The organism is Shimia ponticola (genome assembly GCF_007995215.1).
Lineage (GTDB): Bacteria > Pseudomonadota > Alphaproteobacteria > Rhodobacterales > Rhodobacteraceae > Shimia_B > Shimia_B ponticola.
The window spans coordinates 304,604-317,355 of sequence record NZ_VCDK01000005.1 but is presented as its reverse complement, the minus strand read 5'-3'; the positions used below and the strand labels follow the sequence as shown (position 1 = coordinate 317,355).

The 12,752-nt window shown below is 57.7% G+C and carries 12 protein-coding genes; 6 read left to right on the top strand and 6 right to left on the bottom strand.

Annotated features, from left to right (window positions below; translation table 11 throughout):
• Window positions 1–17 precede the first annotated feature (17 nt).
• The 3 genes from FE702_RS11710 to FE702_RS11700 are packed head-to-tail and all read left to right on the top strand — an operon-like array spanning window position 18 to window position 2,126.
• On the top strand, window positions 18–722 hold the full coding sequence (locus tag FE702_RS11710; protein ID WP_147126491.1) for a DUF2306 domain-containing protein: 705 nt from the start codon (window positions 18–20) through the stop codon (window positions 720–722).
• A 26-nt stretch (window positions 723–748) separates the two neighbouring features.
• Window positions 749–1,012 carry a hypothetical protein gene (locus FE702_RS11705; RefSeq protein WP_147126490.1) on the top strand — a complete coding sequence of 88 codons (264 nt, stop codon included), beginning with the start codon at window positions 749–751 and terminating at the stop codon, window positions 1,010–1,012.
• Between the two features lie 16 nt (window positions 1,013–1,028).
• Window positions 1,029–2,126 (top strand): alkene reductase, encoded by a 1,098-nt coding sequence (locus FE702_RS11700; protein WP_147126489.1) that lies wholly within the window; start codon window positions 1,029–1,031, stop codon window positions 2,124–2,126.
• A gap of 35 nt (window positions 2,127–2,161) precedes the next feature.
• On the opposite strand, the gene FE702_RS11695 is transcribed toward FE702_RS11700, so the two are convergent.
• From FE702_RS11695 to trhO, 4 genes are all read right to left on the bottom strand, one after another.
• On the bottom strand, window positions 2,162–2,479 hold the full coding sequence (locus tag FE702_RS11695) for a hypothetical protein (RefSeq protein WP_147126488.1): 318 nt from the start codon (window positions 2,477–2,479) through the stop codon (window positions 2,162–2,164).
• A 60-nt stretch (window positions 2,480–2,539) separates the two neighbouring features.
• Window positions 2,540–3,481: an HNH endonuclease family protein gene (locus FE702_RS11690; protein ID WP_147126487.1), complete on the bottom strand. Its 942-nt coding sequence runs from the start codon at window positions 3,479–3,481 to the stop codon at window positions 2,540–2,542.
• The gene (locus FE702_RS11685) at window positions 3,468–5,678 is read right to left on the bottom strand and encodes an AAA family ATPase (protein WP_147126486.1); all 2,211 of its coding nucleotides are present in this window, start codon (window positions 5,676–5,678) and stop codon (window positions 3,468–3,470) included. The genes FE702_RS11690 and FE702_RS11685 overlap by 14 nt, the downstream gene beginning before the upstream one ends.
• Before the next feature lie 74 nt (window positions 5,679–5,752).
• Entirely contained in the window at window positions 5,753–6,631 is an 879-nt protein-coding gene (gene trhO, locus FE702_RS11680; protein WP_147126485.1) for an oxygen-dependent tRNA uridine(34) hydroxylase TrhO, read from the bottom strand.
• A 106-nt stretch (window positions 6,632–6,737) separates the two neighbouring features.
• On the opposite strand from trhO, the gene pncA reads away from it, so the two are divergent.
• Window positions 6,738–7,334: a bifunctional nicotinamidase/pyrazinamidase gene (gene pncA, locus FE702_RS11675; RefSeq protein ID WP_147126484.1), complete on the top strand. Its 597-nt coding sequence runs from the start codon at window positions 6,738–6,740 to the stop codon at window positions 7,332–7,334.
• A 6-nt stretch (window positions 7,335–7,340) separates the two neighbouring features.
• Here pncA and FE702_RS11670 read toward each other — a convergent pair whose 3' ends face one another.
• On the bottom strand, window positions 7,341–7,853 hold the full coding sequence (locus FE702_RS11670) for a hypothetical protein (RefSeq protein WP_147126483.1): 513 nt from the start codon (window positions 7,851–7,853) through the stop codon (window positions 7,341–7,343).
• A 171-nt stretch (window positions 7,854–8,024) separates the two neighbouring features.
• Here FE702_RS11670 and pncB point away from each other — a divergent pair, with 171 nt between their 5' ends.
• Window positions 8,025–9,317 carry a nicotinate phosphoribosyltransferase gene (gene pncB / locus FE702_RS11665; protein WP_147126482.1) on the top strand — a complete coding sequence of 431 codons (1,293 nt, stop codon included), beginning with the start codon at window positions 8,025–8,027 and terminating at the stop codon, window positions 9,315–9,317.
• A gap of 221 nt (window positions 9,318–9,538) precedes the next feature.
• A complete protein-coding gene (locus FE702_RS11660) occupies window positions 9,539–11,131 on the top strand; it encodes a calcium-binding protein (RefSeq protein WP_147126481.1) in 1,593 nt (530 codons plus the stop codon).
• 38 nt (window positions 11,132–11,169) lie between these two features.
• Here FE702_RS11660 and FE702_RS11655 read toward each other — a convergent pair whose 3' ends face one another.
• The gene (locus FE702_RS11655) at window positions 11,170–12,600 is read right to left on the bottom strand and encodes an aldehyde dehydrogenase family protein (RefSeq protein WP_147126480.1); all 1,431 of its coding nucleotides are present in this window, start codon (window positions 12,598–12,600) and stop codon (window positions 11,170–11,172) included.
• Between the last annotated feature and the right edge of the window lie 152 nt (window positions 12,601–12,752).

The window sequence follows — 12,752 nt, the reverse complement described above, 5'->3', positions numbered from 1 at the left end:
CCCATGTGATGGGAAGCATGAGGCAAAGCAGACGCACACATCTTTGGGCGGCGACGCGGCCAAGTTGGCTGCGCGATGGCGGTATGGTCCTTGTCATCCTGATGGCCGGGGTTTTCGGCCTCTATGCCATCGGCGAAGGTGACTTTGGCCTGTTTTCAGCGGACCGCGCCACGTCGCAGTTCTTTAGCTCGCAAGCCCCATTGTCCAATACCGCCATCTTTTCACACATGTGGTTGGGCGGGGTCGTGACCATTCTGGTTCCGCTTCAGGCGATAGGATGGTTGCGCAGCAAACTGCCTGCGCTGCACCGCGCGTTGGGATATTTGATAGCCGCTTTGGCGTTTGCAACGGCGATGGGCGGCTTGGCGTACATCGTGTTGCGCGGCACCCAGGGAGGTTGGCCGATGTCGCTCGCCTTCGCGGCCTATGGGCTATTGATGCTGGCGGCTGCGGTCCAGACGTTGCGCCATGCCCGGGCCGGATGGGTCACGCATAGGGATTGGGCCTTACGGCTTGTCGTGCTGATCCTTGGGTCATGGCTGTATCGCGTTCACTACGGGCTTTGGTACATGGCCACCGGCGGCCTTGCGTCGAACGAGGCGTTTACCGGAGCCTTCGACCTGATCAATCTGGTCGCATTTTACCTGCCCTATCTCATCGCACTGGAGCTTTGGTTGCGTGTGCGGCCGTCTGCCCGCCCGGAACCAAGCGCCCCGGCCTGAGTTGATCTCTCAAAGGAGATTTACCCATGGCAGAGAAAACAACCGACAGCTCACAACCCGATAGTTCCGCAGAGACCGAGGGCCTGACAATCGTCACACCCGGCCAAACGCGGGAAATCCAGCTTGAGGAAAAGGATCGCGACGATCCGCCTGTAGCTGATCTTGCCAGGGAACTGCCGCCAGAGGCCAAGGACGCCGTCAGGCTCGAGGGCGATTGGGAAGGCGATGCAGGCCGTCATGATGCCGACGATGCGCAAGAAACCGAAGACAACCTGCGCGACAACGGTTGAGACAGGAGAGGTCACCATGACACATTCCCCCCTTCTTGAACCGCTGGCGATGGGATCGCTGAACCTGCCCAACCGCGTGTTGATGGCCCCGTTGACGCGAAACAGGGCACACGGCGACGGCACGCCAAAAGACATGGCGCAAACCTACTATGCCCAACGTGCCAGCGCCGGCATGATCTGGACCGAGGCGGTCCAGATTGATCCGATGGGCAAGGGCTATATCGACACGCCGGGCATTCACGCGGATGATCACGTCAAGGCATGGCGCAAGATCAACGACGCCGTGCACGCGGCGGGTGGTCGGATGTGCATTCAGCTTTGGCACGTTGGTCGGATCAGCCATACCTCACTTTTGCCAGAGGGTCGCAATCCGGTGTCTTCGACCGACAAGGTCGCCGACGCCCAGACCTTTACGGCCAATGGATTTGAGGATTGCTCAAAACCGGAAGCCTTAACTGTTGAAGGCATTCGTGAGTTGATTGGTCAATATGACCGCGCGGCCCAGCTGGCGCGAGAGGCGGGCTTTGACGCTGTCGAAATCCACGCCGCCAATGGATATCTGCTCGACCAATTCCTGCAGGACGGCGTGAATGACCGTGACGACGATTATGGCGGCTCCGTGGAGAACCGGATGCGCCTACTTCAAGAGGTGATCGGCACAGTGGCCAGCCATTGGGAACGGGGTCGTATCGGTGTACGCCTGTCGCCGTTGGGCCAAGCGCACGACATGTCTGACAGTGACCCTGAGACGCATTTCGGTGCGATCTACCGGATGCTCTCCGACGAACAGCTGGCCTTCTTGCACGTCGTCGAGAACTTTCCGGGCAACGAGTCGGATGGCAGCTTGACGCAAAAGCTGCGCTCAGAGTTCACGTCGGGCCTTTATATCGCCAATGGTGGTTATGATAAGGAGCAAGCCGAAAAGGTTGTGCGTGACGGATACGCCGACGCGATCACCTTCGGGCGTCCGTTCATCTCCAACCCGGATTTACCAGAGCGCATTCGCGTCGGCGCGGATTGGGCCGAGGCGGATCAGGACACGTTCTACGGGGGCGGGGAAGAGGGGTATATCGACTACCCCGCGCTTGACACGAACGCGGCGAAAGCAGCCTAAACCAAGGGGCGTCTGCTGTGCAGGCGCCCTTACCTTTACATCTCGATAATCGGGGCCACCTCGACCGACCCGGAGCCATCCATCACCATCGGGTTCTTCGCGGCGATGTCGCAGGCCGCCTTGTGATCGGCGGCGCTGATGATCGAATAGCCAGATGCCGGGTTTGCGCCGCCATCTTCGGTGTGTCCCGATGGGCTCACCGTATGGGATTTGCCGACCGGATTGCCGTAGTCCGCAACGTTGTCGGCACCGATGCCGGTGTACCACGCATCCCATGCCTCCATGGCTTTTTGGCCTTCTTCCGGCGTGTCTGGGGTCTTGCCCCCGTGATAGACGAATAGAAATTTGGGCATGGGTCTTCTCCTTCGACGTGCTGACCCATCATGGCCTGAAACGCTGAGTCGGACCAAATCCTATGGTTTGAGGCTTGCCAAATAGGCGTCGCACCAACAATTCACGAGCGACGAATACTCAGCCTCCGGTTTTCGCATCTCATTAATCTCGCTCAGGATCAGGTGGATGATTTGGGTAAGCTGATCTGCTGTTGCGGCGACCTCGGGGTCCGGATGAGCGGCGAGCTTCACGGCAAGCATATCAATCCGTTCAATCAAGCTGCGATAGAACTCCAGCCTGCGCAGAACCCGCGTCCTTGCCTGCAAAAGCCCCAAGCGGTTCAGACCATAGACCTGGATCGAAACCGCCCCGCGCACGGCCGCTTTCGGGGTTGCCGCGGCGACTTCTTCTGCGGTTCCCGTGATTGGGACATTGTCCATTCCAACCGGGATGGCCAAAGCGAGCATGTGCTCGCGATCAATGTGAAACCGGATGTGATCCTTTGGCTGGTCCTGAGTTGGATCAAGAAGAACCGGGTCTTCAGCCGCGAGGTTGTCGCTTTCGGATTCTGCGCGCGTGCCGAGAATGGGAAATGAGTCGAGCTTGCCCGTGTTGACCGTCGCAGAGGACCTTTCGGCCAACTCTTTGAGATCGCCGGTCGGCTTTGGGGTGATCTGACGCCGTTTGCGGTTACAATCGAGGCAAGAGGGCAGCAGGTTTTCCCATTTCATCCCTAGCCACCAATACCCGTCATGGTCCGTGCCTTCGACGCGTCCTTTGGGGCGAAAGTGTTCAACGTCGACAGGCGCCTGCGTTTGGTAAATCGTTTCGCAATAGGCGCATTTGCCGTGAAAGACTTGCTCCAGTGCGGCCTTGACCCGGTCATCCTTGTAGACGCTAAAGGATTTGCCGGTCAGGGTGCCTTTTTCAAAACGCTCACGCACCCGCTTCAGCTCGGCATCGGCGCGTTTGTCCTTGCCGTATACCGACGCTGGCGGGTCCGGTCGGTCAGCCCTGCGCATCTGTGGCCTCTAGCGCGGCGATGATATCGTTGATCGTCGATTGGCGCATCTTTGTCTGGATTTCCGGCGCTTTATCGCGGCGTTGGATCAGGTACTGCGCCACGGCGTCTTGGACGATCCGGGACGCAGCGGTGGTGCCGACCGGCAATGCGTCGCTGATCTCTGCGCGGAAACTCTCTATGACCTGCCTGTGTCTGGGGTTGGTCGGTTGTTGCCCCGCCGGGTAGAGGGCAAGGATCGAGGCGACTTCGGCAATGTTGATGCTGGTTTCCTCGTCAGTTGTGTCAAACAGGTCGAAAAAGTCCGAGGTCAGGAGTTGCTCGATCGTCAGCTTGGTCACGTCAGGCAATTTGGTCAGCATGTCGACATAGACCGGTAGGCCCGATTGCGCGGTGTCGCGTTTCTGCCGTTGCAGGACCATGACCTCGCCGTCCTGCATACCGCGGATACAGAGGGGGTCATGGGTTGTGACGATGAAGGTCATAGCCGGAAACGCCCGGCGTAGGCCCGCCATAACAGAGACTTTCCAGCGCGGATGAAGATGGGCTTCGACCTCGTCGATCATGCAAAGACCGCGTGCGTCCCTGAGCGACGTGAAATCATCCCGCTCCATGTGCCACCGCATCATGTCGCAACTCAAAGCGAGGATCGTGCGGAACCCCGAGGACAAGGTATCCAGCGGCGCGCGGCTGATGATGTCGCCCATCGCACCGGGGATCGGTGTGCCGTCGGGATTGGTCGGAGCCGGTTCGCGGATCACGACAAGGCAATCCCCGTCTTCCCGGTCAATGGTGTTAAAGCCGCCGCCGATGATGTCGCGCAGTGCGGCGATGACCATGTCGAACGTCGCTTCTTCCAGCTGCAACAGCCATTTCTTCGGGTTCGAGAGCAGATCATCTGAGTGAAACAGGTTCCGAACACCCCGGTCGGCCCGCCAAGTCCGTAGCGAATTGCGGTAATGCCGATAAGCGCCGTAGGCGTAGATGGGATAGTCGTCGAACCTGTCGCCACGTGCCCGTTTCCCGCCGCCCAGCGTTACCGAGAGCCCGACGACGCGTGTATCATCATTGCGGTCTTTCAGAGTCAGAGACACCTCTGCACGGTCGCGTGTCGGCTCATCGCAGCCCATGTATTTTGGGTTCAAGAGGATGGAGGAGGCCTTTTCATCCAAGAGACCACGTGCCCGCGAATTGACCAGCGTCTGCGCAATTGCTTCGAGAAGTGAGCTTTTGCCGGTGGCGTTTTCTCCAAGGATCAGCAGCGCGCGGGCCAGATCACGATCCTTTGGTCGGGGCGGCAGTTCCAGATGCAGGTTTTCGATGGCTCGGTAATTGGTGACGTCGACGCTGTGCAGATCAAAATGAGGCACGCGCGGGCCTTTGTAGCGGCGTGGTTCTGGTTCCTTGGTCTGAGGCCTAAGAATCTCACGCATCAATTCTGAGCCTGAGGTGTTCTGAAGCCGGAACTGCGTAAGAATTCCTGCAAATTCGATCTCAGCAGTCACTTGGCGCAGACTGCCTGTCTCAGGGTCTGCGTCTTCCAGGTACGACTGCAATGCTTTCTCGCGCCGAGACACCAGCCTGTCTCGGTTCAGGCGAAAATGGTCGATGGTCAGCGTTCCGGTTTCTGTCAGACCCTCCAGTTTTCCAGAAAGATCGACTCGCAGGTTCTCAAACACCGATGCGTCCTCAGAACAAGGATCGAGCAAGATTGGCGTCTCTGCGAAGGGCGCCCCCCAAACCCCAGTCCCTCGATCCACGTAATCCCGCACGTCATCGAAGCTGGGCGGTGTGATCTCGGGCGGGTCGGTCGGGAAGAAGGATCTGTCTTCCGGCAGGCAATCTTCGCAGATCGGGTACAGATTTTCCCACGCATGGGCGAGCCAGCTGAAATTCAGCCAGACCATTTCATCGCCGTCGCGCATGGTCTGAGCAAAAGCAGGCGGGCGAAACTGATACGGTTCGAGCGGCAGGTTCGCCTGCTCGCAAAACGCGCATTTCCCATGGAAGAGGTCGATGAGCGGCGGCATGACATCTTCGTAATGCTCTTTGCCCAGTGGCCCGGTCGGAGGGGTCGTTTGCGCGCGTTCTTTGTCCTGAAGAGCGTAGAATTCCAGAAACTCGGACCGCAAGCGTTGAAGGCCACTGCTTCCCAAAGACGGGGGCGGGTTTTCAATATCTCGTCTGACGATGCGCATAGGTCTGAAATTGGCTGTGATGGAACTTGGCCAACACTACCCACGCGTGCACGTCTTCCCCAAGGGAAATCTGGTTAGCCCTCGGCGGCGAGCAATTGCATTTGGCGCATCCGGAACCGGTCCCGGTCCTCGGCGGTGTATTCATCAACACATTGATGGCACTGAACGCCCGCCTCATATTCAGGACGTTTTGTGTCGGACGGCTCCAGCGGACGGCGGCACGCGTGGCACAGGATATGCGGACCTTCTTCGAGCCCGTGGGTCACGCTGACGCGGCGGTCAAAGACAAAACAGGCTCCGTTCCACGTGCTGTCTTCCGCCGGCACCTCTTCGAGGTATTTCAGGATGCCACCTTTGAGGTGGTAGACCTCTTCGACACCCTCACCCAACAGATAATTGGTGGATTTCTCACAGCGGATTCCTCCGGTGCAGAACATGGCGACGCGCTTGTTGTGGAACTTGTGTTTGTTGGCTTGCCACCATTCGGGAAACTCACCAAAGCTTTTGGTTTCCGGATCTATCGCGCCCTCGAAGGTGCCAATCGCAACCTCATAGTCATTGCGGGTGTCGATGGTCACCACATCCGGCGACTGGATCAACTCGTTCCAATCAGCGGGCTCGACATAGTGCCCTGTTCCCTCACGTGGGCGCACCTGTGGCTGGCCCATCGTCACGATCTCGCGTTTCAGGCGCACTTTAAGTTTCTTGAAGGGCGGATGATCCGCTGTGCTTTCCTTCCACTCCAGATCCGCGCAGCCTGGCAGTGATTTGATGGCCCCAAGAGCCGCATCAATCCCATTGCGCGTACCCGCAATGGTGCCATTGATCCCCTCTGGCGCAAGCAACAGGGTGCCTGTCACCCCGTGCGCTTCGCAGGTTTCGCGTAACGCAGGACGCAACGCATCCGGGTCGGAGAAGGGTGTAAAGTGGTAGAGCGCAGCGATCGTATACATGGCGCGGCTGATACGCAGAGCCGATGTGCAAGGCAAGATCACCAAATGCCACGCCGATTGACCGAATGCAGAACAAGGCGTAGCCGATAGACAAAGGAGAACTGACATGTCCAACGCCCTGATTGTCATCGACGTCCAGAATGATTTCTGCCCCGGTGGCGCGCTTGAAGTGCCCGGTGGAAATGACATCGTCGAAGGTATCAACGCCGCGATGGCCGGGTTCGACGCAGTGATCCTGACCCAGGACTGGCACCCGGCAGGCCACTCTTCTTTTGCGTCTTCCCATGAAGGCAAGGCGCCGCTGGAAATGATCGAAATGCCATATGGCCCACAGGTGCTTTGGCCGGATCATTGCATCCAGGGCTCGGAAGGGGCGAAATTCCACGCGGGGCTAAACACAGACCGCGCCGATATGATCGTACGCAAAGGCTATAACCCCTCGATCGACAGCTATTCGGCGTTCTTTGAAAATGACCACACGACGCCCACCGGGCTCGAAGGTTATCTGCGCACGCGTGGGATCACGTCCATCACATGTGTCGGGCTCGCGCTGGATTTCTGCGTGAACTACTCCGCCGTGGATGCGGCCAAGCTGGGCTTTGACGTGACCGTTGATCAGGCACTGTGCCGAGGCATTGATCTCAACGGATCGTTGGACGCGGCGCAGGCCGGGATGGCCGACGCCGGCGTCAGTTTGCGCTAGACGGTCTTAGAGAAGACCGCCAAAGACAAAGCCTGCACCCGCAAGGACGCAAAACGCGCCAATTGCGGGTTCGGTCACACGCGCCAACATCGCCTTGAACCAAAGGGTCCTTGGTGTTGGTACATGGCGCTTTGGTTGTTCTTGTTCGACAAAAGGCACCACCGCCCCATATGCGCGGGCTTTGCCGAGACCTTCGAGGAAGGCGCGCGTGTCAAATGCCGGATCGTTGAAATCAGCATCGTCAAGATCGGCCTCAAGCGCATCGACCACGCATGAGCGCAAATGCTCCTGCAAGTCTCGGTCCCGATCCGCAAAATAGCCGTTGGGTGTGTCATCCTTTGCAATCATGGGCGCGATCCCGGCTTCGATCAGGCAAGTCTGAAGCCGTGCATTTGCACTTTGAAAGGCCGCCAGCGCGCGCGGGTCGCGAAAGGCAGCAAGGAATTCCGAGGCGGTGGCAGCGCCGTTGAATTCCGAATGAGGTAGGATAGTGACCCCGTAGTCGATTTGAGCAGACATCTTTTGGTTACCCTGTTTTTCCTACAATTCTCGCTAAAGGCGAACCGTGACCAAATCTGGGCAAACCAAGGGAGTCTTGGGGGCTTGAATCTGCCGCGCTGTGTTTGGAATGTGGCTGGACAAATGGCCGGCCACGCGGCCTAACTGCGCTGGCTTAGAAAGAGGCTGACCATGGTCGATATCGCCACCCGTGTCTGGAACCACAAATGGAAGATCGACCCGATCGTGCGGTCATTGATCGACACCGACTTTTATAAGTTATTGATGTGTCAGTCTGTTTTTCGAAACAAGCCAAACACGACGGTCACGTTCAGCCTGATCAATCGTAGCCAGGACGTACGTCTTGCTGAGCTGATTGACGAAGGCGAACTGCGCGAACAGCTGGATCATATCCGGTCTTTGTCGCTGTCGCGGGGCGAAAGCACATGGCTACGCGGGAACACATTTTATGGCAAACGCCAGATGTTCCGCCCCGATTTCATGGAGTGGTTCGAGGCGCTGCGCCTGCCGGACTACCACCTTGAGAAGAAAAACGGGCAGTATGAACTGACCTTTGAGGGGTCATGGCCAGAGGTGATGTTGTGGGAAATACCCGCTCTGGCTGTATTGATGGAACTGCGTGGCCGTGCGGTGCTCAAGCATATGGGCAGGTTTGAGCTGCAGGTTCTTTATGCTCGGGCCATGACTAAACTCTGGGGCAAGATCGAACGCCTGCGCGAGTTGGATGATCTGCGCATTGCAGATTTCGGGACGCGCCGCCGGCATTCCTACCTGTGGCAAGACTGGGCTGTGCAAGCGATGATCGAAGGGCTGGGCGATCGGTTCCTTGGCACCTCCAACTGCCGCATCGCCATGCAGCGTGAGGTCGAGGCGATTGGGACCAACGCGCATGAATTGCCGATGGTCTATTCGGCGCTCGCACAATCCGACGCGGAACTTCGCCAAGCGCCCTACGACGTGCTTGCAGATTGGCACGAAGAGCACGAGGGCAATCTGCGGATCATCCTACCGGATACCTACGGGTCCGACGGGTTCCTGCAGGGCGCGCCGGACTGGCTGGCGGGATGGACAGGCATCCGCATCGACTCTGGAGACCCGGCGACCGGTGCAGAGGCAGCGATTCAATGGTGGAAGGATCGTGGTGAAGATCCGACCAAGAAGCTGGTGATTTTCTCGGACGGGCTGGATGTCGACAAGATCGAAGAATTGCATCGCCAATTCGTCGGTCGGGTGCGCACGTCCTTTGGCTGGGGCACTTTGCTGACGAACGACTTTAAAGGTCTTGCCCCGAATGACGGCCTCGCTCCGTTTTCGCTTGTTTGTAAAGCCGTCGAGGCTGACGGACGTCCCACAGTGAAACTGTCAGACAACCCGAACAAGGCCATGGGTCCAAGCAACGAAATAGAACGCTACAAACGTGTCTTTGGCGTGGGCACGCAAAAGGCGTTAGAGGTAGAGGTTTAGGCTCTCCGCACTTCGAAAATGGCAATGATACTGGGATGACATTGGTCAGCGAATTCGATCGCTTTTTGAATCGAGACTTTGTGCCATTTCACACATTCAATTCAAATTCATCGACGTACCAATATTCGTACGGGGTGGGGATGCGCAAAAGGGTCAATAGCGGCCTTTAATGGAACAGCGTTTCCTCATCTTTGAAGATATCTTGCTTTGGAGTTGATGAAATGAGTTTAAACACCGCTGTTCTTGATCCCGCAGCTGGAAGCGTTGAAGGTCAAGCAGACGCCCTTTACGGCTATGATGTGAATGTCGTGGACTGGAACGATCTCGTTGCACGAGCCGTAGCCGACGGCAACTTTGACTTCCTGACCGTTGATCTTGAATTTTTGCCACGTTTTTCCAACGGCGACGGGCCGAAGTCTTTCTCTGTGACGCGTGACGGTGATCCCTATTGGCAGGATGGGCGCAGCTATTTCATCGCGCTTGGTCCGGTTGAGAGCAGTTTCTTGGTCCATGACAGCTTCTTTGTGGGCGGCCAAACGCTGTATCTTGGTTCTTGGTTCGGCACACCGCCTTATCTCATCGAGGGAGCGCTGGAGGAGTGGTCAGGTACATCCGGCAACGATGTCATGGACGCAAATTTCATTGACGCTGACGGGACATCCCGCAGCGATCTTGGCCAGTATATTGATGCGGGCGATGGCAATAACCGTGTGTATGACGGGGCAGGTGATGATGTCGTGGTTGCTGGATCGGGCAAGGATAAGTTCTTCGCCGGTGCAGGCGCGGACAGCTATGATGGTGGCGGCGGTCGCAACGACCTCGTTGACTATCGGCTGTCCTCAGAGGGGCTGACGATCAATGCAATTGAGGCCTCGGCCAGCACAGGCATCGCGGCCGGGGACACATTCACCAACGTCGAAAAGATCTTTGGCACCGATTTTGATGATATCATTGTGCTGGGCAGTGGCGTGACGACCGCCCGTGGCGGCGAAGGCAACGACATCATCTTTGACAGCGACGCCCGCGACTTCATGACGGGTGCAGATGGCGTCGATACGTTTGTGTTTGGTGCGGGCGATGGCCAACGCGATGTCATCTGGGATTTTGAACAAGGAACTGACCTGATCGACATCAGCGCATGGGGCGTTGCCAGTTTCGATGATTTGACCATCACAGCCAAGAAATCAGACCGCTGGATCGTGACCTACAATGATGAGCAGTTGGAGGTTGTGATGGATGGCGGTCGGACGGACCTGACGGCGGAGGATTTTGAACTGCCGACGTCCCAAGGGGTTGGCACGTTTGAAGACCTTGGTGTCGTAGGAACCTCGCCTTTCTTTTCGGCACCACTGAACAATCTGGCGACGAACTATAATGATCTGAATTGGTCAAATAACTGGAACGTCTTTAACACCGAAGAACAGCCAGAGGTGATCTCGTACAATATAGCAGCCACGTCGGGGGTCTATGCGGCGCGCAACGGGTCCGCGCAGGATGGCGTGATCACTGCGGATGCCGGTGAAGCATTTTCGTTCATCAGCGGCCAATTCACAGGGTTCGGGTTTATCGAGTTTCAGGGCAGCAATACTGTCAGCACGCTTGTTGTGCGTGGTGAACTGGACGGTGTCTTCGTTGGTGAACAACAGTTCGAAATCGTGTCCGATGAGACCCGCCTGATCGAGTTTGATCAGGCCATATTTGGGAATGTTGATCAGGTCACGTTGAGCGCCTTCGAAGGGGATCCGGCGGACAGCCGCATCTTCAGCGTTGATGATCTCGTCATCAACGTGTTTGACGATCTGGTTTTGGTCTAGATCAATCAGGGTGGCGGGCTACCGCCACCCAAAATCCATCAGCAGCCGCTGATGGCCTTCACTTCCATAAACTCTTCGATCCCGAAAACACCGCCTTCGCGTCCATTGCCGGATTGCTTCATGCCTCCGAATGGGCTGCCTTGGGCAAAGCCTTTGCCATTGGTTTCGACCATGCCCGACCGTACGCGGCGCGCGACGCGGATACGCTTTTCGTCATCTTCGGTCTGGATGTAGTTGGTCAGGCCGTAAGGCGTGTCATTGGCAATCGCGATGGCCTCTTCCTCGGTATCAAATGGGATCATTGACAGGACAGGCCCAAAAATCTCTTCCTGAGCGATGGTCATGTCATTCGACACATCGGCAAACACCGTGGGGCGGACAAAGTAGCCCCGGTTTAATCCGTCCGGGCGACCCGTGCCGCCAGCGACCAGCCGTGCGCCTTCGTCGATGCCTTTCTGGATCAGGTCCTGGATTTTGCCGAACTGCACCTCGGACACGACTGGACCAATGTGGCGCCCGCTTTCGTGGCTGCTGGCGACGGATGTCTTTTCAGCCGTAACTTTCGCCTGTTCAACGGCCTCGTCATAGCGGGATCGTTCGACCAGCATCCGGGTTGGCGCGTTGCACGATTGGCCAGAGTTGCCAAAGCAGTGGCGCACGCCACGCACGACGGCCTTTTCGTCGGCATCCGCAAAGATGATATTGGCACCCTTGCCGCCCAGTTCGAGGCTGACGCGTTTGAGGTTCGACACCGAGGCGGAGGTGATCAGCCGGCCTGCGCGGGTCGAGCCGGTAAAGCTGATCATGTCGACATCCATATGCTCGGACAGCTGTGTGCCCACGCCCGGTCCGTCGCCATTCACGAGGTTAAATACCCCTTTGGGCGTGCCAGCTTCTTCCATGATCTCGGCCCAGAGAAGCGAGGACAGGGGCGCGATCTCAGAAGGTTTCAGCACCATGGTGCAGCCCGCCGCGATGGCTGGAACGACCTTGAGCGTGACTTGGTTCATCGGCCAGTTCCAAGGCGTGATCATTCCCACCACGCCAATGGGTTCGAGCCGCGTAATTTCGCCGGTGGCATGCGGGCCAAGCGGGCGTTCCCATTCGATCTGGTCAAAGACCTTGAGAAACCCATCGATGTGCCAAGAGCCTGCACCGACCTGCGCGGCGCGAGCATAATCAATGGGTGCGCCCATTTCGAGGCTCATCGCCTGCGCCATGTCTTCGGATCGGTCTTTATACACTTTGAGGATGCGTTCGATCAGAGCCTTGCGTTCGGCGGTCTCGGTCATCGACCAATCGTCAAATGCCGCTCGCGCGGCGGCAACGGCGGCGTCTGTGTCCGCCTGATCGCCCAGCGAGATCACAGCACATTGCTCTTCCGTAGACGGGTCAATCACGGCGAAATCGTTGGCCTTGGCCGGATCAACCCAAGCTCCGTCGATAAAGAATTGACGTTTTTCGATCATGTCCTGCGTCCTTCCAAAGTGCGCGTTTGCCCGGAACCCTGTCACCGCAATGCGGGGCAGGCAAGACCGTCTGTTCACCGCCAACCCTGCGTCACGGGACAAACTGACCTGATTTGGAAATGGCCCTTCGCAGGCGGGGTCAGGGATACTAC